Origin of the sequence: Synechococcus sp. PCC 7335, from assembly GCF_000155595.1 — a bacterium.
Classification (GTDB): domain Bacteria; phylum Cyanobacteriota; class Cyanobacteriia; order Phormidesmidales; family Phormidesmidaceae; genus Phormidesmis.
Genome location: NZ_DS989904.1, coordinates 415,968 through 439,909, shown reverse-complemented (window position 1 = coordinate 439,909; position 23,942 = coordinate 415,968). Strand labels below are relative to the sequence as shown.

Below are 23,942 nucleotides of genomic sequence, written 5' to 3'. Positions count from 1 at the left end.
TAGGCGACGATGATGCGGACGGACATGAGGAATTAGCGAGTGAGGCTTTTCTAAGCCATGTTCCTCCATCAGTGCCTGATCACCCATAATGTCTAGCGGATCACCATCGGCAATAATTTGACCGTTGTCGACTAGAATGACGCGATCGCATACTTCTAGGACAAACTCCAGATCGTGAGAAGAGATCAGCATCGTCTCAGCCGATCTTTGCAAGAAACTAATGAGCCGCCTACGGGTGCGCATATCTAGGCTTGCAGTAGGCTCGTCTAGCAAAACGACTTCAGGATGCATTGCCAATAGACCGGCGATCGCCACCATCTGCTTTTCTCCGCCTGATAGGTGGTGAGGCGTACGGTCGGCTAAAAAATCTGTTCCAGTGATAGCGAGGGCTTTGTTCACTCTCGCGGTAGTAGCTTCTGGGTCTAGGCCCATATTTTGCGGTCCAAAGGCAATATCTTCCCTCACCGTTGGAGAGAACAGCTGATCGTCTGGATCTTGAAATAGCATGGCTACTTCTGGGCGAAACTCTCCTGGCTTGACCGGTTGATCTAGAAGAAAAATTTCTCCTGCAGTGGGTGATAACACACCACAGAGCAGCATGAATAAAGTCGTTTTGCCACAGCCGTTGTGACCGATAATGCCAATCCGCTGTCCCTTGTGAACAAATAGGGAAACATTGTCGAGAACAGGCTCGCAGTTAGGATAGTGAAAGGTAAGATTTTGAGTCGTGATTGCACCGCTCTTTTTAGCGTGACTCTCTGAATATGAATGTTCTTGCTGGTCTACTAAATGCGCTTCATCACCTACAGACTGCTGCGTGAAAACTGGACTCATTGAGGACTATCCTGACGTCTACTTTGACCATACTTTATGAGACGAGTTTTAAGGGTCGTTTTAAACAGTGTTTTAACTAGCGCTAACCTAACGCTAACTATGGCTAATAGCCGGTACTCAAAAGAGCTTATCTACTCTAGCACTGACAAAAGGATTGCTTAGAAGAGATTCATCTTATAGGAGTGCATGAATTGAAAAGAATTTATAAGTAAAAAAGATTATAGGTTTGGAGCTGATAAAGAAAAGTCTGCGACCACAAAGCTTAGCGCTGCAATGATACAAAGCCCGGTTAACAGTACACTGCTACTATCGACTGATGCCTTTAGTACAGGTTGCTTTAGCTGTCCGTAGCCACGTAGCTGCATTGCTTTATACACGCGCTCAGAGCGCTCATAGCTGCGGATTAGCAAAGTGCCTAACAGTCCTGCAAGTCTCTGCAAATCCTGACGCTGTAATCTAAACCGACGACGCTGCTGTCCGAATCCTCTTAGTCGCATTGAGCGCTGCATGGTACTGAGCATTTCTGCGGTTTCAAACAGGTAGCGATAGGTCAATAGGGTCATATCTGCAATCAAATTGGGTAAGCCTAGCGATCGCAGTGCCCGCAGCAAAGTCACGAAAGGCGTAGTCCCTAGCAAAACAAACCCTAGCGTCAAAATAGAAAGAAAGCGACCCACGATTAGTACCATAGCTTCGACGCCTTCTTGACGTAAAGCCAGAGCGCCCCACTGCCAGAGGATCGTCTCTCCAGAGGAGAAAGGTAAAACCAGGACCACCATAAGGATGAACAGTCCTGGATAGCGCAATCGTTTGAGCAAGAAAGAAAAAGGGAGCTCGGAAAGGAAATACAAAATCGCCGTAAAACACAGCATCGGCAACACCAGAGGAAGCCCTCTGATAGCGGCAAAGGCAAACATCAGCAAGCCCAAGCTGACTAGCTTTAGCCTTGGCGTCCAGCTATGCAGACGCGATCGCCCGCTGACATAAGTTTCAAAGTTGGCCATAGCCATAGATTTGCTATCTCCCCGCTAATAGTTCTGGCTTCACTCGATACAAAAAGGTAGCCAGCATTGCTGTAAAAGTTCCTTCTAACAGGGCAAGGGGAACATGCAAAAGTAGCAGTGCTGTGATCGCTGCTCTCTCCGTCTCGAAGTCGAACTCAGCCGGCACCGTCGTAATTACGATCCCCGTAAAAATCAGCGCAGCGAGAAACAGGCCAACTGCGCCGCCTAAGAAAGCGAAAAAGCCCACTCTTAGTTTGGTGCCCCGTTCATTTGCGGTCTCTTTTTTTCGATTTCCAACCGTTCTTAGCTGAAAGATATAGTAGGCCAGCAATGCCGGAAGCCCCATCATGCTGGCATTTATGCCTAGAGTCGTTAGTCCACCGTGGCCAACCATTAGGGCCTGAAAAAATAGCCCAATTAAAATCGCTGGAAACGCAAAATAGCCTAGCACAACGCCTAGAAGACCATTCAACACCAGATGAACACTGCTAGGTGGGATCGGAATATAGATAGAAGAGGCAACAAAGAAGGCCGCTGTGAGTAAAGAGGCTTTAGGAATCTTGACACTAGGATCGCTCCGTTTATTGATTTGACGCAGTGAATACCAGGTAAAAAGGCCCGTCACCCCATAGCCTGCAATACAAACTTGTGCTGGAACGATGCCATCTGGGATATGCACTAGCGATCGCTCCTTTGAACGTTAGGAGCCTGAACGCTAGGAGATTGAACGTGGGAAGCCGAAGCCTCCGCTGTGCTCTCCGCCGAGTTTGCCCCTAGACGAAGACGCCTAGACTGATCGGCGCGAGCTTTGAAAAAAAGTGCTGTGCCAACAAATCCCCAAATAATTGCAGCAATGCTAATCCACTGCTGAGTCGCAAACTGCGGTGAACGCCCGGTAGATGGATCAGTACCCACCGGTTGCAAAACGCCCTTTCCTAGCTCAAAGGTAGTCACTTGACCGTGTCCAGCCTTTCTGACTGTGACCTCCCAACGGCCACTCTGTGACTCTGCTACTGCTTGATCAGGTTCAGGTGAGAATAGAAAGCGTCCCTCACTGTCAGTCTGTCCGCTAGCCACAGGCGTTGACAAATCCGTAGGCGAATAGACTAGAACTTGGGCGTCGCTCATCGGTTCTCCAGTATCGAAAACAGCCTTGATTTCGACCGAAGCGGGATTTACTTCAACGACGGCGCCGTGAGCCTGGGCGCTAGGACCTCTTGAGAGCACCGAGCCGACAGTCAAAAGCAGCACGGAGACTAAAAATTTTACTCGATCAGTTCGCAATGACCCTCCCCGACGTGACCCAAGCTGGGCAACACACTCTGTAACGTTTGATAATCTGATGCTGACAGTGACTGTTCTAGCTGCTCACTATCCACATCTACCACGCCCTCCTCAGCGAGCTGAGCAATAGGTTCAAAGCCTAACGCACCTGTGTTGATTTCATCAGTAGCTGGCGCGTCCGCATCACCAAATATATGGTCAAAGTGAAAAGTTGCCTCTAAATCGGCGGGTTTATCGGCAGTTAAAATTCCTTTGCGAGTATCGCCCACAAAATCACCGCAGGTAAAACCATAGGTCTCACTCAGACGCATTTGAAAATCAATCGGTGTGGCGTCTGCAGTATCAGCTTTGGTGGCGCTACCGACTAGCATCAGCGGATAGCCAGCCGAAGGACCTTCTGTTGCTGGGGTCAGTGCCCATGACAGTGCGTTATAGCGACCTGCTGGAGCCGAAGTAATCTCACCAACTAGTACTGGTTCTGCACTCTCATCGCCAGCAGCTAGATCCACTGTAACGGGTTCACTCAGCTTAGCCTGCTGCTGAGCAACGAGTTCTCCTTTCCCCGGTTCAAAAGGGGGATCGCTTTGGCTAGCAGTGATATCGGCTAGCGTCACATAGACATGATCAAACTCAATTTCCCAGCCATCTTTAGAAACAAATCCCTGACGGACAAAGTCTTCTCCATTAGCCCGTATCTCTAACGTCCCAGAGGCGTCTGTGGCCGCAGCGCTAGGGCTTTCATCTACTTGATTGTCAGCAGGTTGATCATCAGCAAGGCTGTCGACTTGAGTTGGGCTATCACTACAGCCAAACGTGGCGGTCATCATCACAGCTACTGCACCTAGTGCCATACCTCTTGAGAGGCTTCCTATGTAAGATAGCCCATACTCTTGCTTTCTTAGACCTAGCAAGATTCGATTACCCATACTGTCTTCCCGTTTGCTCATTTTGCTCATATAGAGTTCGATTTATCATCAGACATTACTTCTAGCCTTGCAATGCCCCGGGGGGGATCAAGGAGTAAAGCCTTCATTAAGAGATAACAAAAAGATGGGAATTTTGAGACTGATGTCGTTATCCTAAAACCTAGCAATCCGTATCAGCCATTCGGTCACTATTGTTATTATCGTGTACGTGGGTGCTTTCCAAGGTTTTGTGACTAAGGCTTTCTAAGGCTCTAGGATCTAAGGATCTGTGATCTGATCTTGAGTTTTTGATTGTTATTTTCTTGTTAGTTTTTTACTTAATGATTCCTCAGTTTGGTCTTTTGAACTGCTGGTTCTTTTGCCTATAGTTTTTCTATTATCATCCTTTCAACCATTCCCATTTGAACCTACCTAGTTTGAACCTACCTAGTCATCAGAGTCCGCATCCTCACGTTCATAGCGAAGACTCTTTAAAGAAACTTGTAAATCGATTGTCGCGTTTGGAAGGCCATATTCGCGGTATCAAGACAATGGTTCAGGAAAATAGGCCGTGTCCAGATGTTTTGATTCAAGTAGCCGCAGTGCGTGGTGGATTAGACCGAGTAGCTCGAATGATTTTGGATGAGCACTTGAGCGAGTGCATTACCAGAGCTGCTGCCGAAGGCAATATTGAAGAAGAGATAGAAGCGCTAAAGACCGCTCTAGACCGCTTTGCCATTTAGAAACAGATTTTGGAGTTGTCTTTTGAGGTATGCTAAGGCGATTGTTTGCCTAAGGTAAATGCTTCAAGGCTAAATTCTTTATGGACCGACAAAGAGAACATCAGGCCAACGAGCGAACATTTCTAGCTTGGCTAAGGACGTCGATTTCTCTAATCGGGTTTGGGTTTGCGATCGCCCGCTTTGGCCTTTTTCTACAAGAGTTTCAATCTAACAATGGAACTTCTGAGGTGTCAGCAGCTAACTCACAATTATTAGGTCTTGGCCTTGTGGTTTCAGGCGTAGCTATCATCGTCTTAGCTGGCTGGCGCTATAATCAAGTGTTTCATCAGATTGAGCGCGGTTCATATCAGCCTGACCGTTGGACCATTTGGATATTGGCTGGATTGGTTACTCTGTTAGGTCTTTTAAGTATTCCTCTTCTTCTAGGTCAGCGTTCTGCTAGTCCAAAACCGTCCGCTTTGCTTTTCGATTTTAAAAGGCGAGTTTCTAGCTTGAATAGATAGCGCTGGCAAAAGCACTATGCCCAAGAAAACAACTACACATTAAAGTTAATACGATAAGGGGCTACGACTGATGAACTGTTGCCGTAGCCTCTTATTACACCGATTGACGGAATTCTGCGCTCAGCCGTTACTATCAGATCTAGTGTAGATCTAATAGACTTACACTATTGAACAGTTGGGTCTGCATTCTGAGGATGCCACACAAATGCATAGTAGGCAGCGATCGCACCAGTTGCCAGATTCAACCAAACATTGTTACCAAAGATAGGCATTAGCCCAAACAAGCGGTTAGCGACTGGAATTAAACCCATGATCCCTAGGGCTAGGTAGCTAATAGCGAAGAATCTGTTGTAATTAAAAGCGCCGCGATCACCTGTTGCAGAATATAAACCCGTTATCCCTATCGCCAGGTGAGCGATGTTGTGCAACAAATTAGTTGGGAAGAGACCGAACAAGTAGCCAAATCCTCGTAAATACGCAGCGCCATAGTTAGCGCCTACTGTTGTAGGAAGTTGATCGGCACTAATAGGCGCACCTCCCGATATTGCAGAAGACGGTAGAGAAACAATAGACGGAATAAACCCGGCTACTCCTAAGACCGTAAAAATAAGACCTAGCGCTAAAGCGCACTTCTTTTCACCAGACATCTGAAGCGTTCCTTTTATGAGATTACTTTATTAAGTGTGTAAGTTCTCTTTATGTTTTTCCTCTGTCTGAACTCATAGGTTGATCTAGCGATGTCTAGTCAATAGTTTGACAACCTCTGGTCCAAAAAAAGGAGAAGGTAATCCTTTCTGTTAGGGCTTTCTCTCTTCAGATAGAGTCCTTTGGATGACGAGCGGCCTGATGATGCATTGGAATATCTGATCAGCTATGAATGGCCTGCTGTAAGCTCTCATAGTGTTGCTTTAGATCGGATAGTAAACTGCCATAGATTGGCAATATTTTTTGGTACCTTTCTACGTTCTCTGGAATAGGATTTCGGATGCAGGCGATCGCAACTCGCTTATCAACTTCTTCTAGTGTTGCCCACTCACCCAAAGCCACAAGGGCGATTACTGCTGCGCCAAATGCCGAACTCTCGATTACTTCGGGTACCAGGATCTGCCGATTGAAAACGTCCGCTAGGATCTGCTGCCACAGACCTGAAAGTGCAAATCCACCCGATGCACGTAGCGTTTCTACCTCGCCGCTTGCCGATTCTAGTGCCACAAAGACAGAGTGTAGGTTGTAGATTACCCCTTCCATGACTGCTCTTACAAGGTGAGCTTGACCGTGATTACGTCCCAACCCGAAGAAATTAGCCCGAGCCTGAGCATCCCACAGCGGTGATCTGGCCCCTAATAGGTGAGGATGGAAAATAAGACCTTCGGAGCCGGGCGGGACCTTTTGTGCCATCTTAGTTAGTCGTTCGTAGGTAGAGTGACTCGGTTCTACGGTGGCTTCTAACGCTTCATCCGGCGGTATCGAATAGGGTACGAGGCTATCTTTTGTCCATTGTAAAGTAAATCCGCCGTTGTTCACTGCGCCGCCCATCACCCAGCGCGACTTCGTTAGCGCGTAGCAAAATAGCTGCGCTTCGCTTTCTGTTTTGGGTTTGTCTACTACTCGGCGCACTGCGCCACTTGTCCCCAAGGTAATGGCAGCTGTTTTAGGTGCGATCGCACCCACCCCTAGATTAGCCAGCACACCATCGCTAGCCCCTACAATTACCGGGGTGCCCGCTGCAATATTCATCTTTTTGGCGTAGCCTGGCTGCATCTTGAGCTGATAGGTCGTCGGCACAATTTGCGAAAGTTGGCTGACCTGGATACCCGCAGTTTGCAAAGCACCTGGGTCCCAGTCCTGTTTTTCCAAATTCAAAAAACCTGTTGTTGAAGCAATTGATAAATCCACTACCCACTCATTACATAGGTGGTACAGCACGTATTCTTTGATCGAAACCACCCGCACGGCGCTTGCAAAACGGTCAGGATATTTTTTGGAGAGCCAGACTAGTTTGACAACTGGCGACATCGGATGAATCGGCAAGCCCGTTCGTGTATAGAGATTAGGATCTTGCTCACAAATATCTGTAACGAGATAATCGCTGCGACTGTCGGCCCAGGTCAGCAAGGGTATCAAAGGGTAATAATCCTCATCTAGCAATAGCAGCGTGTGCATCGCTGCACTAAACGAAAGCCCTAATAGCTGTGATGGATCTAAGTTTGCAACTACCTGGGAAACTGTTTGTACTACCGCTTGCAAAATCTCATCTGCATTCTGTTCTGCTGCTCCCGGGACCGGCGCATTGAGTGAATATCCTTGAGCGCTACGAGCTAGCTGTCGGCCTTCTCTATCGAACGCAATTGTCTTTGTACTGCTCGTACCGATATCTATTCCAAGAATGTATTTCATGAAGGAGATGATCTAGCTGGGTCACCTGTATACCTAATGTTCTCTTGTATAACCATAGTCAGCTATATACCAGTGGTCACTTCATACATTCTCGAAGAGTGAATCCTGGTTCTAGAAAGACTGTTTACACACTGTTATACAACAAAGATTGTCGTACCAAGCCTATTGTCCTAAGACAAAGTCGTCAGTGAGCACACATCGGCGTAGCGTGCTTGTTAGTAAGTATTTGAGCTAAGCCCTAGTGCTAATCTATCTCTAATTCTGTACTTCTAATTCTGTTGGTTCGTCTGCGGCTGACTCAGTTTCTACTGATGTAGGTGAGGCCTGATCTGGAGCTATCCCTTCTAATACCACTAGTGAATCCAGCAGCTTTTTGACTAGAGGGGCGGCGACAGTTCCACCATAAGCGTTTTCGCCTTGAGGCTCGTCTACGACGGCAAGAACGACATAGCGAGGATCGCTGACCGGGGCAATCCCTACAAAGCTAGTGATCCGTTGATCGCCGTATGAGCCTTGTTCTGTTGCTTTCTGGGCGGTCCCTGTTTTTCCTGCAATCTGATAGCCGTTGACCTTAGCAGCAGAGCCCGTGCCGTCATCTACAACCTCTTTCATCATAGCTAAGACCTGCTTTGTTGTCTCAGGCGAAAAGACTTGCTTAGGCGCGGTTCTCTTTGGGGTCCAGCTTAGTTGGCCCTCACTGTCGAGCAGCCCTCGCACGACTCGAGGTTTTACCATCTCACCACCGTTGGCCAGGCTGCTATGAAGCTGTACTAGCTGGATAGGTGTTAGCGAGAATCCCTGACCAAAGGCAGTCGTTGCTGCTTCGATTGGGCGGCTAATAAACTGCTCTCGGTCCTTAAGCTGGCCCTTAGTTTCTCCGGGAAGTTCTATACCAGTCGCCTGACCTATTCCTAATTTCTCTAGCCACGCATAGTAGTCGGCTGGCGGTAAGGCTTGCATAATATGCACCATACCAACGTTACTTGAATAGCGCAGAACGTCTGTAATCGAGAGCCGGCCTCGGGCCCCCTCCCAGTGATAGTCGACATTCTGGATTGGCCATCCGCCAACCTGGATCTGGCCTTCATCGTAGATAGTGTCGTTGGGGTCGATGCCGCCGTTTTCTAGCGCGATCGCCACGTTGATTGGTTTAAATGTAGAGCCTGGTTCGTAGAGGTCGCTGACCGCCCAGTTCTTGAAATACTCTAAATCCGCTTCATAATAACGATTAGGATCGTAGGTAGGCACAACCGCTAATGTGAGGATTTCGCCGGTTTGAGCATCCATCACAATGAGAGCACCGCGCTTTGCTTTATACTCAGCTACTGTCGCCGCCAAGTTTTCCTGGGCAATTCGCTGTAGCCGACTATCAATCGTCAACTGCATCTTCAAATCGTCTTGAGCAACTAGCTGCGAAGATGCAATTTCTCTTGTGTCAGTATTGTCGTACTTCAGCTGATCTTTCTGGCTTAACTCGATTCCTGATTCTGGTTTGCCATCGAGATTCACGTAGCCAGTGACCTGCGAGAATAGCTGGCCTTGAGGATATACCCTTTGCGGTGATGGTAGCAGATCGAGTCCATCTAGTCCGAGCGAGCGCAGGCGTTTGGCGGTCTCACTTGAGATCTCAGAAGCTAGTTTGATACCGCTCTCTTGAGTTTGAAACTGTCTTTCTAAAGACCGTGCGTCTTGGTCAATCAGGCCGCTGATTGCCGTTGCGATCGCTGATGATGACTCCTTAAACAGCTTGGGATGAACATAGAGCGTGTACAGCAATTGGTCCATCGCCACTACGTTGCCCTGACGATCTACAATCTGCCGTCTTGCACTTCGAGGCGTTACTTGCATTGTCTGCTGCGCTTTGGCTTTCGCTTGGAGCTCAGAAGCAATGACTATCTGTAGATGAGCTAGGCGATAGCCCAGTCCCATTATGGCCAGTATGAGCATACCCCATACGAAAATCAAACGCGGCTGCAAGAACTGTTGGTGAGTGCTGCGACTAGTCTTGGCTGTAGCCCGTTGTCTAACGTCTTTTGTCCTTGAACGGATATCTATATCAGGGCCAGCATTTGTTCTAGCAGTAGTGTTTAATAAGCGTTTGGATCGTCGTCGTCGTCGTTGCAACATCGATTCCTTCTGGTGTTCAGATTCGCTAGATGCCGACATAGAAATTTCCTTTTCCTAACGCTTGCTTTCTCCTTCCGCCTTATCCCCCTTCTGCCTTATCCAAAGAGATCAAAGAAATAGAAAGCGTAGTCGATGCCCTGTGTATTATCCCTAGTATCCTAAAGGCTGCAACCACTTTTGTCCTTTTTCTTCGGAGTTTATTTTGGCTCGTTGGGGTTCAGGCGTAATAAACAACAGATCATCTGGCTGATAAGGTTCTAGGCCAGAGTTTTCTTCGATTGCCTGTTCTGCCAAACTTTGCCTGATTGACTCATTGGCTATAGTCAGCTGCTGCGATTCACTTTGTAGTGCATTCAGCCGAGCTTGTGCTTGATTTGTTGATCTATTTGTATATGCGCTGGAGCCATAGACCACTAAAGCCCCAGCGACTAGCAGACCTGCCAAGACCGTAGACCCCTGCTGAATCTGACGCAAGAGTTTTAATCCAGATGGCAACCGAGGCTGTCTAGGTAGCTTGATCGGAGTTGAGACTGGCGAGTGCTTAACAAGTTGATCTTTGTGCGCTTGCCTAGGTAGCTGGGTTAGATGCGATTTTGCCAGGGTATCTCTAGGCTGTGCCAGCTTCGCGGTACTGGTAGCTGGCATACCGACGGGTGGAATCTTCGCAGCTAGGATAGACCCCTCTTTCGTCTGCCTAGCTAGCCTGCTCAAGTTAGCTGACCGATGAGCTTGGGCAGACTGGATGACTAGTTGCGAAGATTGGCGAGGAGCAGAACTCAGGTCGGCATCAGACTGATAGCCAGGCAGATCTCGGTGAGATAATTTCTTATAGGGCTGCACAGAAGGCTCAAAAACAGTAGCGGAGACCATATGGGAGCAAGGGATAAAAGAACTAGGCTTTTGGCAAGGAGGCTACGCTATGCCAAAGAAGGCACTCGGCGCTACTGTAGCGATTCCTCATATCAAATTACGCGAATACTACCCTGCAAATGGAATAAGAACAAGGTTAGCAACAAGCTTTTCTTCGAAAAACTTTATGAAATAGGTTGACAGCTCCGCAGAAGTACGTAGTTAAGGTGAATAAAGGACAGATCGAGTTGTCGTCTGGTGTAGTTAAACATACAGAACAAAAATGCGCTGGCTATGAGTAACAACCAGCGCAAACAGTGAGTTTATATATTTATTTGATCTCTAGCTTTTTGATCTCTAGCCTTAGCAAAGCTTAACGCCGCGGTCTAGGTTTATCAGGTAGACCTACCATGTCTGCATTGCTCTTACCAGGCGGAATCATGGGATAGCAGTTTTCATTGCGTCGAACATGTACATCTAACAAGACCGGACCATCATGAGACAGCATCTGTGCGATCGCATCTTCTAATTCACTAGGATCGCTAATGACCATCCCTTTGACACCGAATGCCTGGGCCAACAGCTCAAAGTTCGGCATCCCTGCTGCCATCTCAGAAGAAGAATAGCGCTCGCCAAAGAATGTTTCTTGCCACTGGCGCACCATACCCTGCCAGCCGTTGTTAAGGATGACTGTTTTTACCTTGATACCGTACTGAGCCAGTGTTGCTAGCTCTTGCAGATTCATCTGAAAGCTCGCATCTCCACTGACACACACTACCTGAGCCTCAGGCAAAGCCACCTGAACACCTAGTGCGGCAGGTAGGCCAAAGCCCATCGTCCCGAGCCCCGCGCTCGATATCCACTGGCGCGGACCATTCTTGAGGAACTGCGCTGCCCACATCTGATGCTGTCCTACATCGGTTGTGCAGTAGGCATGAGGGGCTTGCTTACTAATTTCTACAATGACAGACTGGGGTGAAATATCATCTGGGTATACAGGCGCAACTAGAGGAAAGTCTTGTTTCCAAGTTTCAATTTGATCGCGCCAGGATTGACTTCTGTTGACATCTAGAGCAGCTTGGCCTGACAAGCGATCAAGCATCCGCGCTAGAACAGCCTTGACATCACCGACAATAGGAACTTCAGGTACCCGGTTTTTACCAACTTCAGCCGGATCGATGTCAATGTGGATAACTTTTGCGCTAGAGGCAAATTCATCTAGTTTGCCAGTTACCCGGTCGTCAAAGCGAGCGCCAATAGCGACTAGCAAATCACACTCGCTCACCGCAAAGTTGGCATAGGCAGTGCCATGCATTCCTAGCATGCCAACGGCAAGCGGGTGGTGTTCGTCTACAGCCCCTTTGCCCATTAAAGTATTCGTCATCGGGGCATAAAAGGCTTCGGCGAGTGCTTTGATCTCGGCGTGAGCACCAGAGGCGATCGCTCCACCGCCTACATAGAGTAAAGGCCGCTCTGATGCCTGTAGTAGCTCAATCGCCTCATCTACCAAATTATCGTCAATGTCTATCTGAGGAGAATAGCCCGGAATTTTGACATCCCCAGGCTCAACCGGAATATAGTCAATCTCTTCAATGCCCACATCTTTTGGCACATCGATCAGCACTGGACCGGGTCTACCCGTCTTCGCGATATGGAACGCCTCTGCCACAATCTGCGACATTTGATTGGGATCGCGGACCACATAGGAGTGCTTCACAATCGGCAGAGTAATCCCATAGATATCTGTTTCTTGAAAAGCATCAGTCCCAATTGCCGCACGAGTCACTTGTCCAGTCACCACGACCATTGGGATTGAATCCATCTGGGCAGTGGCAATTCCGGTTACTAGGTTAGTGGCACCCGGACCAGAGGTGGCAAAGCAAACGCCGACTTTCCCTGTCGCCCGGGCATAGCCGTCTGCCGCATGCGATGCACCTTGCTCGTGCCGAACCAAAATATGCTGGACTTGGCCTTTGGCTTCAGCGTGGTGGAGGGCGTCATAGATGGGCAAAATAGCCCCACCTGGATAACCAAAGATGTGCTCAACGCCATGACGTACCAGACTATCGATCAGCGCATAAGCACCACTAACTCGCTGGGTAGCCTTGGAAGAATCTAACGTAAACGTAGCAGGAGAGGCCATAGAGGGTACCGAAGGAAATTCAAACTTGTGTATTAAAAAAGACTTCGCGTTAACTAAAACGCTCAGTTTTTCTTGGGGGCAATACTCTAGTCGAGACTCTAGATCTTAATCAGCAAGCGACCTGTCTCTATGACAAAGCGTTATTTTTTATTATTCCTTAAAGCAGGTTCCAAGAATCATTCTTCAAATATGAATCCTCGTGAGCAATCCACTTGTGAGTAATCTAAAGGAGAAAAGGGCTTTTAATTAGTGTAAGTTGTAGCCTAGCGAACAACAAGATTTCGTTATTTAGGTTGTTGTCATTTCCTAACTTTTGCATTCCTTTTACAGCTTACTTTCAGGTCACGGCGTCTACTCTTCGCCGTTTGGTTAGCCTATGGTGAGGTTTTGAGCCAAAGATTGTACTAAGAAGTCCTTGGCGCTCATAACTTCTCCCGTTCTAGCAGCGACTTGCCACCAGGGGACAGCGCGGCCCATCGCCTGGTCTGGGCTACCCCACAGGCTCAGATGGTCCACGCCTGGATCGGCGTAGAAATTCAGCTCACCAGCCCCTATGAGCAGCGTTGTCAGATGCGTGAATCGATCATGGCTGATGCGAATAACGTTTAGTCCCAGTACAGGAACGCCCCAGCCATCAATCGCGAATAGCTGTGCTACCTTACCACCGGCCTGCTGCCATAAAAGGAAAGCACCTGCTAGTCCAACTACGCCAGCGCTAAACCCGATGCCTATAAGCGGTGGTTGAGTAGCCGGGTTGCCAAAGGTGTCACTCAACCACTGATAGATATCGAAGGGCAAGATCGGTAGGCTAGGCACTACATACGGGCGAGTAAATTGGGGAAGTGATCGCACTAGACCCTCTGTCAGCTCAGCCTGATTAAACCCGGGGCAAACGACTACAGGCAGTTGTCTATCTAAACCCTCTGTTGATAGAACATTTTCCTTTGGTACCTCCTCTGGTACTTCTTCTGGCACGATTGTTTTTTTAGCCGCTGCCTCTAGCGACTTTGATTCTAATGAGCCGCTAGAAAATCTATGGACTTGATGATTGTTCATAACACTTCTTGCTGGTCGCTATATGCCAGATTCGCGAATCACCTATCTGGCACCGAATTCAAACGTTCGGTTCTACCCATAGTCAATCCAAAAGACTTCCAGGTAGTGTAAAGACATCAGGCAATTCGTCCCTGACCCCCCTTTTTGTACATCCTATGGGCGCACCAGATCAGCTTTTACCCACTATTAGCGCATTGGTTGCTTTGGGAGAGTTTGCCCAAGATGATCATAATGGTGAGATATTTAGCATTCCTACGCTTAGTGAAGGGCTAGCTGCAGAGGTTCGGCAGCAAAGAGCTAAACACGAGTGGACCGGTGCGATCGCTGCCCTTACCCAACTGCTCAACCAGCAAACGCAGATAGCTTCTAGCAGGAATAGTAGAAAGCTATCCAAGCAGAAGCCTCAGGCGCTGTTACTGACAGGTCCGGTTCCTCTCCTAAACGATCCTGATCTGATTCCACGGATTTCTAATTGGACTTTTGTCTCTCAAGCCTCGGAAGAACTTAGTTCTTTCAACGCGCTCTCCCCAGTAGAGCAGATATTTAAGAAGACATTTCAAAAGCAGGCGCATACCACTCACCTATTACCACTTTTGGAAAACGATCCGTTGATTCAAGAGCAGTTCGCTTTAGTCTTCACGGAGCAGTTTTCGCTAATTTTGGTCTTGGGTGAAGATGCCGATAGCGAGCTGAGCTTCCAGTTTTCGTTCATGCCTGAGGTGGTTAACTCGGTATGGCGTTTGCTGCGCTCCCGTATTATGTTGACTCGTCCTCAACAGCTAGATTTTATTGAAAAGTTCGTTGAAAAGTTTGCGCCTAAAGCGCCCTGCTATCGAATTGTCAGTCAGTTTAATCGCTGGATGCTAGCTTGCTTACCACAAAGTCGTTTGATTCAAAGCGACTCGCAATCCAATCTGCAGAACCATTCCCTATACAATTCACCAGGCAGCTTACCCCGTAATTTGTCAGACAGACTAGGAAGCAACGCGTCCCAAGATAGCGAAAATCCAGGTTCAAAAGCCGACGAGCAACCTTCTGATAGTGCCTTTTTACAGGCAATGGCACATGAAATTCGCACGCCATTAACCACCATTCGAACCTATACTCGGTCGCTACTTAAGCGTAAAGATCTCCATCCCCAGGTGATTAAGCGTCTAGAAAGTATTGACCGCGAATGTACTCAGCAAATTGATCGATTCAGCTTAATCTTTAAGGCAGTCGAGCTAGAAGCGGCTAGTCAGTCACTGAAATCACCTTTGAGTGCGATCGCGCTCAGCCAAGTCTTCCAGGAGGCAATTCCTCAGTGGCAACAGGCTGCACAGCGTCGTAATCTTTCTTTGGAAGTGGGTCTGCCGCCAAATCTGCCGATGGTTGCCAGTGATCCCACTATGCTGCAACACGTCCTTACTGGCCTAGTCGAACTTTTCACCCACAGCGTTTCTCAGGGCAGTCATATCCAGCTTCACGTTTTTCATGCGGGTAATCAGCTAAAGCTCCAGTTTCAATCCCAAAGCGATCCGAAGCAGCCTAACTTGCAGCCTACTTGCACCGCTCCGCCACTTCAGTCGCTTGGTCATCTACTGATGTTCCAACCAGAAACCGGCGGCCTGAGTCTCAACCTAGAAGCCACCAAAAATCTCTTTCATGCGTTAGGCGCTAAGCTGACCGTGCGTGAGCGCTCCGATCAAAGTATGACTTGGACAGTTTTCTTGCCATTAGAAACCAGCGGGCTGCAATCCTATCCAATTGTTTAGAATCGGCCTTAGCCTGTGAGCAGATCTTCCTCTGGAAAATGGATAGCGCTAGGACTCGGATCACCTAGCAGCGCCGACATCAATAGCAAAATGCCTACTCGTCCGATATACATCGTGCAGATGATAAATAGCTGTCCGCCTATGGATAGATCGCCAGTAGCGGCGGTCGAAACACCCACCGTGGCAAAGGCAGACACCGTCTCAAACAGGAGGTCGATGAACCTCAAATTGGGATCGCTAAGGGACAGACAGGTGGTGATGATCACCACGCTGATCACTGAGGCAACCACCACAGCAAGTGCTTTGAGCACTCTGACTAACGGAATTTGCCGCTGGTAGCAGTTCACTTCCTCTTTGCCTCGCAGCGCGGCTTTAGTGCTAACCACCAAAATGCGGACGGTCGTTGTTTTGATACCGCCGCCTGTGCTGCCAGGACTAGCACCGACAAACATCAGCGCGATCGCCACGAACAGAGCGCTGGTTTCCATCGAGCCGATATCAATTGAGTTAAATCCCGCCGTTCGCATCACGACAGATTGGAACCCGGCTAACAGTAGTTTTGAGCTGAAGCTTTTGTTTGCGAGCGTCGCTGGGTTGTCAAATTCAATCAAGAAGAAAGCCAACGTTCCTAGTGCTAGAAGCGCCAGCGTTGTACTCGTTACAATCTTGAAGTGTAGGGAAAAAACGGTATGTGTCTTACGTCCACTAAGACGCGATCGCAACCACATGAATCCCTCCATAATTACTTGGTAACCGATGCCGCCCATGACGATTAGCACCGAAATCACCACCATCGGCCATGCCACCTCGGCATACCGCACTAGACTATCTGAGAACAAACTAAATCCTGCGTTATTGAAGGCGCTAATGCTGTGAAATATCGCTAGCCATAGCGACTGACCAGGGCTAAAGTCCTCTAGAAACGTTGGCAGTAAACAAAATGCGCCAGTTAGCTCAAAAATCGCTGTCATTGCAATAATCGAAACCAGCAGCGCCTTCACGTTCGATAGCTCAGACGTATCCATGGCCTGTTGGATTGCTAGCTTGTCTTTCAAACATAGCCGCCGTCCAATCAGCAGCAATAGCAGCGTGGTTGCTGTCATATAGCCTAGTCCGCCTAGCTGAATCAGCATCAGCACCACCCCTTGACCAAACGTAGAAAAATAGCTGCCTGTATCTACCACGATTAACCCAGTCACGCAGACTGCTGAGGTGGCGGTGAACAAAGCCACGAGCGGACTATTCCACTCCCCACTAGCCGTCGAAAATGGCAGCAGTAGCAACAAAGTACCTACTGCAATCAGCACTAAAAAACCAAAGCAGATCGTTCTAGGGACGGTCATAAACTTGATTCAAAGCCCTTGATAGAAAACAAAAGAAAGTGGGTCAGGTAGCTGTCTTGCCAGTATGCCCTTGTCGATTTGCCCCTGCCAATTTGCCGATCTCGAATAGGGACTTGACCTCCCACGATCTGACTCATCAAAACTGTCTGAAGCAAAGTAGCTATATAAAAGTAGCTATATAGACGTAGCGTAGCGGGCAATGGCTTGACTAGCCTAAGCAAAAGCATATACGTACTCACAGGCCCAGAAGGATGAAGCTACCATATGACCAATCTTCTACAATGCTTCAACGAAGCTAAGACCCATCATGACCGCCAGTACGCCGCTTGTCGAAAAGATTCAACGCTTCTATGATGCATCGTCGCCTCTGTGGGAGAAAACTTGGGGTGAGCATATGCACCATGGCTACTATGGCAGAAATGGGCGGCATCGCAAAAACCGTAGACAGGCCCAGATCGATTTGATCGAAGCGTTGATAGATTGGGCCGGACTCACCACCGCTCACACCATTCTGGATGTCGGCTGCGGCATTGGCGGCAGCACCTTATACCTCGCTAAAAAGTTTGATGCTCAAGCTGTCGGCATTACGCTGAGTCCAGTCCAGGCTAAACGGGCGGGCGAACGCGCCGCCGAACAGGGCATCGATCTGCTTGCGTATGAGAATTTTGAAACCGCACAGGCACCTGCTGTCCAGTTCCAGGTAACCGATGCCCTTGCCACCCCTTTCCCAGACGGCGCCTTCGACTTTGTTTGGTCGATGGAAAGCGGCGAACATATGCCAGACAAGCAGGGCTTTTTGCAGGAATGCTACCGCGTGTTGAAACCTGGCGGTACTTTCTTAATGGCGACTTGGTGTCATCGATCTACGCGCACGCTTGCTGGTTCACTGACCGATAGCGAAACCCAGCACTTGGATCGACTCTACGAGCTGTATCATCTTCCCTATGTGATTTCTCTAGAGGACTACGGCATTCTGGCTAGAGACGTTGGCTTTGCAGGCGTGAGAATGGCTGACTGGTCAAGGCAGGTAGAATTCTTTTGGCAGGATGTCGTGCGTTCGGCGCTAAGTGTTGAGGCGATAACAGGCATTTTGCAAGCGGGCGAGGAGACGATTCGAGGAACGGCCGCGATCGCACTAATGACGACAGGCTTTGACCGAGGACTCATCCGCTACGGAATTCTTAGCGGCACTAAAGAGAGCCTATGAGGGTAGACTCTTATCGTTTATCCGTTCAAAAATCCTTAATAAAAACCCTAGTGAATGCTTATCAACTAGGGTTTTAGTTCTACTTACTTAGAATAAAGCTTATTACGCAGAGGTCTGCTCTGTGCTGATGTGTAATAGCTAAGTGGTGGAGAAAGTGATAGATCTACACTCCTACAAAAGCTCTCCGTCATTTTCTAAGAGCTGAGAACAATCAAGCAAACGAATCATCGCTGCTGCTGCATAGTTTCGTTGAGCTGGCGAGTCTGGTCGGAACTCATTGCCTACTTCGTTCAGCGGCGTAGAGATACCGCAAAAAGTAGATAGCTCAGAGATTGCACTTTCTGCCCAGTGCCCATCGATATCACTAAAAGTGTCTCCAGGCTGGTTTTCCTCAAGATCATCGTCATCATTGATATACTGAGCGACACGGCGCATAGCTGCAATTAGCTGAGCACGGGTCAGTTCATCAGCAGGTCTAAAACTCCCGTCTGGATAGCCTTCGACAATACCTAGTTCGGCAGCTCTAGCAATTTTCGCAGCGCTCCAGCGGCTAGCCGAAACGTCTGAAAAGGGCAGATCGCTAGCGAGCGCGTCTGACTCAGGCGCAAGGTCTAAAGCCTCTAGCACGATAGACATCATCTGTTCGCGAGTGACTGTTGCTCTAGGTCTAAACGTATTGTCCTCTGCAAAACCAGAGATAAATCCAAGTTGAACAGCCCGGTTGATTTCACTTTCATAGATGTCGCCTGCTACGTCAGGAAAAGACTCTCCCCCAGGTACCGGAACCACGATAGGCGTAGTCACATCTGGATCAGTAGGTCCAGCGATGATAGCCTCGGACTGCTCGATAAGTTCGGCTGCGGTCGAGTCGTTGGCAATATAGGTTCGCCCAGTTACATTACCCTCAAAGGTCTGTTTAGCTAGTCTCCAGCCAGGCTTCAAAAAGATCTGAGTATAGCCACCAGGTACAATTCCATCAGTCTGGCCAATTATAAATTTCCTGGCACCGCTGCCCGCAAAGGGTGAAGGATTTGCATAGAGAACCAAAACGCCATTTTCTTCGACTAGAACAGGCGTGTACTTAATATCATTACCTGCTGTTCTCAGCAGATAGCCATTGGTATCTGTACTACGCCTACAGGCTGAGTTGTTGAATGTTAGGGGTGTAACAACAGTTGGATTGGAGCCGCTTGTCGAAAAGCAAGGTTGGGCCGGGGGCGCTGGCTGTCTTTGCTCTAGAATCATCAGGCCGTAGCGCTGGCTGCCACCGATTTTGGAGGTAGGGTTGGCAACTAGCAAATAAGGATCTTGATCTGTTTCTTGCATCCCAAACATAGAGGACTGCGCTAGCTCTATAGCAGTTGATGTCTCAGAAGCTAGTGGGTTCTGCGCGATCGCTAAGGGGAGATTGCCAGCTGTGACGGCAACAGTAGTAGCGGCAAGCGCAGTAACTGTGAGTCGAAATAATTTCATTTGCATATCTTAAATTAATGAGTAGAGTTCGCGTTGGTCTACGACAGCGTGGGGTTGCGCACCCAACATCAAAACATAGAAAACCGAGCTACAGGGGCGTGTGGATAGCTGACGATTTTAACTTTGTTGATTTGACTGAGTACAGATTACCCGGAAAGTCAGCCAAATCATTTCAAGATATGTTGTGAGGAGTGGCCGCAGAGCATCAGCTATCTTTTATAGAAATAAAAGATTTGTTCCCCACACGCTATTACTGTAGGGGCGCTTTTGTAGTCGGCACAGCTGCAATGACTGCTGTTACTAGAACGAGCTGAGAATAGAAAGTGTAATCACAGCCGATCTAACCACTGCCTCTCAGCCGATAGAAGCCAGTCACCGTCTGGAATGCAATCTACATAACGCCGACTTTCGTAGGCTAGATCTCTCAAAAGCGACTCTTACCGACCTAAACCAGAAGGAGCTAATTTTGGGTGTATGCTAACTTAGATGGTGCCTCCGCCAAAGGCCAGCCTGATAGATGTAAGCCCAGCCTTACCATTCTTGATCGCACTAATTTTATTGTTGCAGTGAGGCGAATGCTCAATCTGCAAGCTGTTCTTCAGTTGGTCAATCACCGTTCTGATGATAGAACGCTTGCTGGAGAGAAGCCTGTCGAATAATCGCGCTAGCTAGTTCTTCCTGCTGCGCAAAACCTTGATCTCGTGATCGAGCTAATTGTCGCGCTGGAGAAAAATATAGGAACGGAGGAAAATAGGAAACCTTTCTTCTCTAGCGACTTTGACTCAATAGCGATATTGGATCAGTTACTGGATTTGACCAGATGTTTATAGAATTCGCCAACAACAATCTGGTCAGGTAAGAAGTGGCACCATCGCCCTCTTTTGAGACTTGTCGATTATAGCTCTTCGGAATTCATGTCTCTAACACGTGAGATGATAGTAGATCTAAGTGTCGTATAAAATCAGCTTCTTTTCTCTAGTCTTCAGCTGAATATGCCTCACTTGGAGCGCTTCAGCACCAAGCGAGATGCTTGATGCGCTGTCTACCTTGAATTTTAAGGAGCAACATTCTATGTCATATACCATTGATCGCGCACGCAACATTTTCCCCAGTACGCTGGCCGCAGGTGCTATCCCAGCGACGACGGCAAGGTTTGCTCAGCTCAGCGCTGAAGATCAGCTAGCGCTCATTTGGTTCGCTTACCTCGAAATGGGCCAGTCTATTACCATCGCAGCCCCCGGTGCAGCCAACTTACAGTTTGCTGAGAACACACTGAACACTATCAAGAACATGACGCCTCTAGAGCAATCTCAGGCGATGTGTGACTTGGCCAACCGGGCGGATACTGAAGTATCTCGTGCTTATGCGGTATGGACCCCTAATATCAAACTGGGCTTCTGGTATCGGTTAGGAGAACTGATGGAGCAAGGGCTCGTCGCGCCTATCCCAGAAGGGTATAAGCTCTCAGCGAATGCTGCAGCCGTTTTACAATCTATCAGAGACTTAGAGTCCGGCCAACAGATTACCGTCTTAAGAAACGCTGTGGTTGATATGGGCTACGACACTAGCAAGATGGGTAGCTACCAAAAAGTGTCAGAGCCGGTTATCGCACCCAAGTCAATCGGAGAACGGACGCCAGTCTCAATCGAAGGCGTTGATAACGCCACAGTTTTGAGCTACATGAACAACTTAAATGCCAACGACTTCGATGAATTGGTGAGCCTATTCACGGCTGATGGTGCTTTGCAGCCGCCTTTTAGAAGACCGATTGTAGGCAAAGAGACTATCCTACAGTTCTTTAGAGAAGAGTGTCAAAACCTAAAGCTTGTGCCCGAGCGCGGTGTAGTCGAAGCGGCTGAAGATGGCTACACCCCTATCAAGGTGACGGGCAAATGTCAAACGCCTTGGTTCGGCGCTGCCGTTGGTATGAATATCGCTTGGCGCTTTCTTCTCAACCCAGATGGCAAGATCTTCTTTGTCGCGATTGATTTGTTAGCTTCTCCTAAGGAACTACTGAACTTAGTGCGCTAAGCAAGCTTACTGATCAACAAGAAGTGCTGACTCATCTCTTTGACGTATCCCTACATGAGCACGATGTCAAAGAGATGGGTTTCTAGAATAACAAACTGTGACACGAGGCAGTTTGTTAGCATTGTCACTGCTGGACTTCAGCGATTTTCGGTAAAGGTATAACTTTCAATAGATGACGACAACACAGACAGACGGTCAATGGAGCAACGAAGAAAGAAGGATTGCAGAATCTGCGCTCAAGAAAGCATACAGAAAAGAAACAGAAGCACTGATTGCGAATATTCGGGAGAACGCTGCCAACGTTACACGGCTCGAAGACGTTTGGCAGCTGCATGATTTCTTGAGTGCAAAGAGGCACGATATCGATGGTAAGTATGACGATCGAGAAGACTTTCTGATGTTCACGCTATCTAAGCTCATCAAGACAGGATTATTAGACAAATCCGACTTGCAAGGCTTAGCCGCCGATAAGCGGGCAAAAGTCACTGTTTTAACCCGTATGTAGGCTACGTATAGGTGACTATATGCATGCGTGACTAAAGGGTAGATATGGGTAGACACAGTCATCTGTAAAAGGGTTAGCGACTCCGTTTGCTAACCCTTTTGCAGATGACTCCGCTTCGTATGCCACCAATCCTGCTGCGCTGCAGATAACTTAACTGGATAGAGTGTCATCACAATGGGGTTGCTTCGGTAGCTTTGCCCGATAATTTCTACACAATATGAAGGATGCTGGCGTGTGGCTAGATCAACTGTGAACCGTTTTCCAATGCGTCGCCAGCTGGGCTCTTTGCTACGCCACTGAATGCGGCAGCAGGGCCAGGGTAGCTGCTCACGATCATATAGGCGACAGCACGGGCCAACTACTCGGTAGGTAAGATGGGCACCTGGACTTTCAAAGATAGTGCCTGTTGGTAAAGGATGAGAACTCGCGTTCATAGAAAATGGCGTATCGATTAGGAAAGAGTAATCCGGTTACAATATTCAAAGGATCGGCGGACTCAGACTGTGCAAGTTTGTAGAGGCTGCCGAAATTGTAAGGTCTAGAGCAGGATTATGTCAGAGAATACGGCCACCCAAGCATCTGCCAAGAAAGCATCTGAAAAGATTGATGCAAAGATTAGCGATCGCATCTGCAAGCATATGAACAAAGATCATGCTGAGGCTGTTTTGACCTACGCCCATCGCTACGGCAATCAGACCGAAGCGACTGCGGCCACCCTGACTGCCATTGATCACACTGGCATGGATCTTACTGCCGAAGTCGACGGTCAAATGCTACCTTTACGAATTCCCTTTGATCACGAACTCAAAGATGCCGCTGATGCGCACACTACCTTAGTTGCCATGCTGCGAGCATAATCTTTCTCTATTGGCCTTTTATCTAAGTGACTTTTTTGTGTCTGTTCAGATCCGCTTTCTCCCTGACAACATCACTACCACCGCTGAACCTGGTGAAGCCCTTTTGGACGTTGCCCATCGGGTCGGCGTTCACATCTCTACTGGCTGCTTAATGGGCTCTTGCTATGCCTGTGAAGTCGAGATGACGAGTTCAAAAAACGATTCGGACATATCCGTACGCGCCTGTCTTACCGCCGTCCCCGACACCACCAATCTGGTAGAAATCAATCTCCTTGACGATCCAACTTGGTGATTTTCCTTCGTTTTTAGCTCCAGATCGAGCTTCTAGGTGCCTAACACCTCGAAGCCGTATGTTCGGTTACCATTCGGTTTCACCCAATGTGGTATGTAAATAGCATTGTTACAGTAGTAACCGAAGTAGAGAAAGGTTTACACCTCAAAGACATATTAGAGCGAAACCACTTTTAGAATCGCGTTCTAGCCATTCATAGAAGGTATCAGCATGGATGATGTAACCGGAAGAATCCCAGAATTTAGTACCGACTCAAAACCGATGACAGATAATTCACTGCTTGATTATGTCAAGTCTATGGACTCGGACACTATCACTCAGCTGTCGCGTCCTGACTCGTCTGAAGTGATGCAGGTTATGGAGCACAATGTCATTGGGTTATTAGGGGGCCTTCCATCGGGTCAGTTTGATGTCTCTGTAACGACAAACCGTGAGAACTTGGGCCGTCTACTCGCTTCTGCGATGATGAGCGGCTACTTTCTACGGGGCGCGGAACAGCGACTTGCTTTTGAAGAGCGCTTTAGCAATACGCTATTCGGTGAAGACTTCGATACAGAGACTGATTCGTAGTCAGCAGTGGTCAAAAGACAAAAGCGCCAGTCTACTAGCTCGGCAGGATCTTTCCCGCCGAGCTT

The 23,942-nt window shown here is 48.3% G+C and carries 22 protein-coding genes and 2 pseudogenes; 9 read left to right on the top strand and 15 right to left on the bottom strand.

What is annotated here, in order from left to right:
• Window positions 1–33: 33 nt before the first annotated feature.
• From S7335_RS01910 to S7335_RS01890, 5 genes and pseudogenes are all read right to left on the bottom strand, one after another.
• Window positions 34–732, bottom strand: a pseudogene (locus S7335_RS01910) (energy-coupling factor ABC transporter ATP-binding protein); the annotation flags it as partial.
• 320 nt (window positions 733–1,052) lie between these two features.
• Window positions 1,053–1,844 (bottom strand): cobalt ECF transporter T component CbiQ, encoded by a 792-nt coding sequence (gene cbiQ, locus S7335_RS01905; RefSeq protein WP_006453614.1) that lies wholly within the window; start codon window positions 1,842–1,844, stop codon window positions 1,053–1,055.
• A 7-nt stretch (window positions 1,845–1,851) separates the two neighbouring features.
• Window positions 1,852–2,517, bottom strand: coding sequence for a cobalt transporter CbiM (gene cbiM / locus S7335_RS01900; RefSeq protein WP_006454584.1), 666 nt, complete (start codon window positions 2,515–2,517; stop codon window positions 1,852–1,854).
• Window positions 2,517–3,089, bottom strand: coding sequence for a hypothetical protein (locus S7335_RS01895; protein WP_006455650.1), 573 nt, complete (start codon window positions 3,087–3,089; stop codon window positions 2,517–2,519). Before S7335_RS01895 ends, cbiM begins: the two co-directional genes overlap by 1 nt.
• Before the next feature lie 14 nt (window positions 3,090–3,103).
• On the bottom strand, window positions 3,104–4,048 hold the full coding sequence (locus S7335_RS01890; protein ID WP_198011338.1) for a hypothetical protein: 945 nt from the start codon (window positions 4,046–4,048) through the stop codon (window positions 3,104–3,106).
• 401 nt (window positions 4,049–4,449) lie between these two features.
• On the opposite strand from S7335_RS01890, the gene S7335_RS01885 reads away from it, so the two are divergent.
• Window positions 4,450–4,770 (top strand): metal-sensitive transcriptional regulator, encoded by a 321-nt coding sequence (locus tag S7335_RS01885; protein ID WP_038015427.1) that lies wholly within the window; start codon window positions 4,450–4,452, stop codon window positions 4,768–4,770.
• A gap of 80 nt (window positions 4,771–4,850) precedes the next feature.
• Entirely contained in the window at window positions 4,851–5,273 is a 423-nt protein-coding gene (locus tag S7335_RS01880) for a YidH family protein (RefSeq protein ID WP_006457073.1), read from the top strand.
• 164 nt (window positions 5,274–5,437) lie between these two features.
• On the opposite strand, the gene S7335_RS01875 is transcribed toward S7335_RS01880, so the two are convergent.
• The 6 genes from S7335_RS01875 to S7335_RS01850 form a co-directional block, all read right to left on the bottom strand.
• Window positions 5,438–5,920, bottom strand: a complete 483-nt coding sequence (locus S7335_RS01875) for a DUF4383 domain-containing protein (RefSeq protein WP_006455237.1) — start codon at window positions 5,918–5,920, stop codon at window positions 5,438–5,440.
• A gap of 220 nt (window positions 5,921–6,140) precedes the next feature.
• Window positions 6,141–7,670, bottom strand: coding sequence for a gluconokinase (locus tag S7335_RS01870; RefSeq protein WP_006453409.1), 1,530 nt, complete (start codon window positions 7,668–7,670; stop codon window positions 6,141–6,143).
• 255 nt (window positions 7,671–7,925) lie between these two features.
• Window positions 7,926–9,836 (bottom strand): penicillin-binding protein 2, encoded by a 1,911-nt coding sequence (locus S7335_RS01865; RefSeq protein WP_006456520.1) that lies wholly within the window; start codon window positions 9,834–9,836, stop codon window positions 7,926–7,928.
• Between the two features lie 111 nt (window positions 9,837–9,947).
• The gene (locus tag S7335_RS01860; protein WP_006455607.1) at window positions 9,948–10,667 is read right to left on the bottom strand and encodes a hypothetical protein; all 720 of its coding nucleotides are present in this window, start codon (window positions 10,665–10,667) and stop codon (window positions 9,948–9,950) included.
• 352 nt (window positions 10,668–11,019) lie between these two features.
• Window positions 11,020–12,789: a biosynthetic-type acetolactate synthase large subunit gene (ilvB, locus tag S7335_RS01855; protein ID WP_006454163.1), complete on the bottom strand. Its 1,770-nt coding sequence runs from the start codon at window positions 12,787–12,789 to the stop codon at window positions 11,020–11,022.
• A gap of 369 nt (window positions 12,790–13,158) precedes the next feature.
• Window positions 13,159–13,845: a hypothetical protein gene (locus S7335_RS01850; RefSeq protein WP_006454417.1), complete on the bottom strand. Its 687-nt coding sequence runs from the start codon at window positions 13,843–13,845 to the stop codon at window positions 13,159–13,161.
• Between the two features lie 155 nt (window positions 13,846–14,000).
• Here S7335_RS01850 and S7335_RS01845 point away from each other — a divergent pair, with 155 nt between their 5' ends.
• Window positions 14,001–15,599: a sensor histidine kinase KdpD gene (locus S7335_RS01845; RefSeq protein ID WP_006455671.1), complete on the top strand. Its 1,599-nt coding sequence runs from the start codon at window positions 14,001–14,003 to the stop codon at window positions 15,597–15,599.
• A gap of 8 nt (window positions 15,600–15,607) precedes the next feature.
• Here S7335_RS01845 and S7335_RS01840 read toward each other — a convergent pair whose 3' ends face one another.
• Entirely contained in the window at window positions 15,608–16,942 is a 1,335-nt protein-coding gene (locus S7335_RS01840; protein WP_006454104.1) for a TrkH family potassium uptake protein, read from the bottom strand.
• A gap of 307 nt (window positions 16,943–17,249) precedes the next feature.
• Between S7335_RS01840 and S7335_RS01830 the strand changes: the two genes are divergently transcribed.
• On the top strand, window positions 17,250–18,149 hold the full coding sequence (locus S7335_RS01830; RefSeq protein ID WP_006454418.1) for a methyltransferase domain-containing protein: 900 nt from the start codon (window positions 17,250–17,252) through the stop codon (window positions 18,147–18,149).
• Between the two features lie 171 nt (window positions 18,150–18,320).
• Here the strand turns inward: S7335_RS01830 and S7335_RS01825 are convergent, their stop codons facing one another.
• Together S7335_RS01825 and S7335_RS27625 are read right to left on the bottom strand one after the other, a co-directional pair.
• Window positions 18,321–19,628 carry a DUF3747 domain-containing protein gene (locus S7335_RS01825; RefSeq protein ID WP_083785028.1) on the bottom strand — a complete coding sequence of 436 codons (1,308 nt, stop codon included), beginning with the start codon at window positions 19,626–19,628 and terminating at the stop codon, window positions 18,321–18,323.
• A gap of 560 nt (window positions 19,629–20,188) precedes the next feature.
• Window positions 20,189–20,281, bottom strand: a pseudogene (locus tag S7335_RS27625) (transposase); the annotation flags it as partial.
• Between the two features lie 412 nt (window positions 20,282–20,693).
• Between S7335_RS27625 and S7335_RS01815 the strand changes: the two are divergent.
• Both S7335_RS01815 and S7335_RS01810 read left to right on the top strand, forming a co-directional pair.
• Window positions 20,694–21,653 (top strand): orange carotenoid-binding protein, encoded by a 960-nt coding sequence (locus tag S7335_RS01815; protein WP_006454835.1) that lies wholly within the window; start codon window positions 20,694–20,696, stop codon window positions 21,651–21,653.
• 172 nt (window positions 21,654–21,825) lie between these two features.
• Complete coding sequence (locus S7335_RS01810; protein WP_006453773.1) at window positions 21,826–22,158, top strand: hypothetical protein; 333 nt, start codon at window positions 21,826–21,828, stop codon at window positions 22,156–22,158.
• A gap of 89 nt (window positions 22,159–22,247) precedes the next feature.
• Here S7335_RS01810 and S7335_RS01805 read toward each other — a convergent pair whose 3' ends face one another.
• Window positions 22,248–22,592: a hypothetical protein gene (locus tag S7335_RS01805; protein ID WP_038015422.1), complete on the bottom strand. Its 345-nt coding sequence runs from the start codon at window positions 22,590–22,592 to the stop codon at window positions 22,248–22,250.
• Between the two features lie 117 nt (window positions 22,593–22,709).
• On the opposite strand from S7335_RS01805, the gene S7335_RS01800 reads away from it, so the two are divergent.
• The 3 genes from S7335_RS01800 to S7335_RS01795 all read left to right on the top strand — a co-directional run bounded on the left by S7335_RS01800 (window position 22,710) and on the right by S7335_RS01795 (window position 23,877).
• The gene (locus tag S7335_RS01800; protein ID WP_006455741.1) at window positions 22,710–23,015 is read left to right on the top strand and encodes a DUF2470 domain-containing protein; all 306 of its coding nucleotides are present in this window, start codon (window positions 22,710–22,712) and stop codon (window positions 23,013–23,015) included.
• Window positions 23,016–23,052: 37 nt separating this feature from the next.
• On the top strand, window positions 23,053–23,307 hold the full coding sequence (locus tag S7335_RS26555; RefSeq protein ID WP_071776946.1) for a 2Fe-2S iron-sulfur cluster-binding protein: 255 nt from the start codon (window positions 23,053–23,055) through the stop codon (window positions 23,305–23,307).
• A 210-nt stretch (window positions 23,308–23,517) separates the two neighbouring features.
• The gene (locus tag S7335_RS01795) at window positions 23,518–23,877 is read left to right on the top strand and encodes a DUF760 domain-containing protein (protein ID WP_006455030.1); all 360 of its coding nucleotides are present in this window, start codon (window positions 23,518–23,520) and stop codon (window positions 23,875–23,877) included.
• Window positions 23,878–23,942 lie beyond the last annotated feature (65 nt).